The sequence below is a fragment of the Pseudacidovorax intermedius genome (genome assembly GCF_001476815.1).
GTDB classification, from domain to species: domain Bacteria; phylum Pseudomonadota; class Gammaproteobacteria; order Burkholderiales; family Burkholderiaceae_C; genus Xenophilus; species Xenophilus intermedius_A.
Map to the genome: position 1 here is coordinate 1 of NZ_LDSL01000162.1, position 587 is coordinate 587.

Genomic DNA, 587 nt, shown 5'->3' on the forward strand with positions numbered 1-587 from the left:
CCGGAAAGGGGCGCGGGAGCGGTCATGGATAATCCACATTCTACAAATCCGCCCTCTCCGAACCGGGCGAGCGCCGGCCACCTGCCGCGCGCTGCCCCTGCCGAGACGCTTGCAACACGCATCCATGCCTGACCAGAGCCGCGCCCCCGGGCACCGACGCCTGCCGCCGCTGCCCCGTGCGCTGCTGACGCTGGCGCTCATGGGCTGCCAGGCCGCCTGGGCCCAGTCGGCCCCCCCGCTCACCGACGAGCCGCCGCTGGTGCTGCGCCGCAGTCCCCGCCTGGCCGAAACCATTCCCCAGGAAGAGCGCAGCCTGCGCCCGAGCATCGTGCAGGGCGAGCGCATCTCCGGCCGGCCCGACCTCGAGACCACCGTGGAGGGCGACGCCTCCCTGCGCCGCGGGGACACCGTCATCCGCGCCGACCGCCTGACCTACGACCAGCCGCAGGACCTGGCCACCGCCGAGGGCGGCGTGCGCATCAACCAGGCCGGCAACGTCTACGAAGGGCCGCGGCTGCAGCTCAAGCTGGAGACCTTCGAAGGTTTCTTCGACAACGTGCGCTACCGGCTGCTCGCCACCGGCGCGC

General features: G+C 72.7%; 1 pseudogene. It reads left to right on the forward strand.

Annotated features, from left to right (window positions below):
- Positions 1-124: 124 nt before the first annotated feature.
- Positions 125-587: pseudogene (locus tag NS331_RS21910) on the forward strand (LPS-assembly protein LptD); the annotation flags it as partial.